This is a genomic window from Streptomyces sp. SID3343 (assembly GCF_009865215.1).
Taxonomy (GTDB): Bacteria; Actinomycetota; Actinomycetes; order Streptomycetales; family Streptomycetaceae; genus Embleya.
Map to the genome: position 1 here is coordinate 1 of NZ_WWJX01000840.1, position 2,121 is coordinate 2,121.

Annotated in this window: 1 protein-coding gene; it reads right to left on the reverse strand. The window is 72.2% G+C overall.

Features of this window, described 5'->3' with window-relative positions:
- Positions 1–150: 150 nt before the first annotated feature.
- On the reverse strand, positions 151–2,121 hold a 1,971-nt coding region (locus GT354_RS26290; protein ID WP_237535470.1), incomplete at its 5' end, for an alkaline phosphatase family protein.

Consider the following 2,121-nt stretch of genomic DNA (forward strand, 5'->3'; position numbering starts at 1 on the left):
ACCCGGACCGGGCGGGGCGGCTGACGTGGGGTCCGGGTCGGCGCGAGGTACGAAGGAGCCCGTACCCCGCGCCGCCGGTGTGGCTGTGCGTTGGTGCGCCGGTGTCCGGCCCCGTCCCTCGCACGTGTGCGAGAGACGGGGCCGAATCCGTCAGATCGCGGTGACCGTGAGGGTCGCGCTGTAGGTACCGGGCGCGGTCGTGGTCGCCAGGTTCAGGCCGAGGTCGGCGCCGAGCACGGCGGTGCCGCGACCGTGGCCGGCCACCGCGCCGCCGAGCGTGCGCGCGGTCTTGACGCCACCGTCGGCCGCGGGTGCGACCGGCTGACCGGCGCTCACCTGCTGACCGTCGCCGGCCTTGACCACCTTCGGGGTCCAGCCGAGCGCCGAGCCGTCGAAGCTCGCACCGCCCTCGGCGGTGAAGTCGGTGACCTGGCCGCTGACGTTCCAGCCCGGGTCGGCCGTGCGCAGGTCGGTGACCTGCACCGGGTTCAGCGCGCCGGAGGTGGCGAGCCGGTCGCCCGCCGGGGTGAGTTCGGGGGACGGGAGGGTGACCGCGGTGCCGTCGACCGTCATGGTCAGCGCACCGGTGTTCTTGACGGTGGTGGTGATGATCTGGGTGCCGGCCAGCGGGTCGCCGCCGCCCGGGTTACCGGTGCCGCTCGCGGTGAGGGATACCTGATCGACCGCCCAGAAGCGGCTGTTGGTACCGGTGTAGCGGAAGCGGATTTGAGCGGTCTTGGCGCCCGCGGGGACGTCGAGCGTCAGGTGCTCGACCTGGTTGACGTTCGCGCGATAGGACTTGAGCAGCTTGGGTGCGCCGCCGTCCCACGACACGTACACGTCACCGGTCTGCGGGCCGTCGACCTGATAGTCGCTGACATAGCTCAGCTCCGCCTTGGCCTTGCCCTCGACCGGGTAGGCCGGGGAGACCAGGGTGGAGTCGAACTGCCCGGCGGCGTGCGCCTTGTCGTCCCACTCGTCGGAGTCGGCGACGGCGAACACGTTGCGGCTGCGCACGTTGCCCTCACGGGCTTGGCCGCCGCCCTCGGTGCGGGTGAAGAACTCGTCGGTGGTGAACGACCAGCCACGCCACTCGGTCACGCCGCCGGTGGGCATCGCCGCGTTGTCGATCGACCAGCCCTGCGGGGTGGTGTGGGTGAAGCCCTTGACGCCGGCCGGGATCGCGCTCTCGTCGACGCGTTCGGACAGGATCGGCCGCAGGGAGTCGAAGGCGTCGGGCTTGATCTCGTCGATCGGCTGCCCGTCCAGGCCCCATGCCGGGTCGATCCGCACCCCCTCGTGCTTGAGCACGGTGGGCGCGATGTCGACGAGGCGTACGTCGTTGCGCACGGTGCCGGTGGGCATGCCCGCGCCGTTGGCGATGACGAAGGTCTGCCGTTCCTGCGGGGTGTCGCCGCCGTGGCCGCCGGAGTCGGTGTGGCCGTGGTCGGTGGTGACCATGACCAGCCAGTCCTCCTGGGCGTAGGTCGGGCGGGCGCGCAGCGCGTCGAGCACCTTGCCCACCCGAGTGTCGGCCTCCTTCACCGCCTTCGCGTACTCGGCGCCGGCGCCACCGTTGTTGTGCCCGGCGCCGTCCACCGCGTCCAGGTGCATGAACGTGACGTCGGGGTTGCCGGTGGACAGGTACTGCGCGGTGTTCGCGGCGGCGACGTCGTCGTTCTCGCCGGTGGCCACGCGCACGTCGACCTTGGGCGAGAAGATCGTCGACGAGATCGGCTCCCACGCGCCGACGACGAGGGTGGAGGCGGCCGGTTGGGCGCTTTCCAGGCGGGTCGCGAAGTCGGGGTACGCGTCGTACCGCGACCCGGCGAACGAGTTGTCGTGCACGCCGTGTTTGTCGGGCCAGACGCCGGTGGCGACGGTGGACCAGCCGGGCCCGGAGACGGTGGGCGCGAACGGCTGCGCGTACAGGTTGCTCGACGCGGTCACCCCGCCGGCCATCAGGGCCTTGAGGTTGGGCGCGTCGCCGCTCTGCAGCTTGTCGAAACGCAGCCCGTCGATGCCGATGACGAGCGTCTTGGCCTTCTTGGTACCGCCGGGCAGCGACGGCAGCGCGTCGGCCGCGGCCGACGAGGCGGCGAGCGCGGCGCCGGCCAGGGC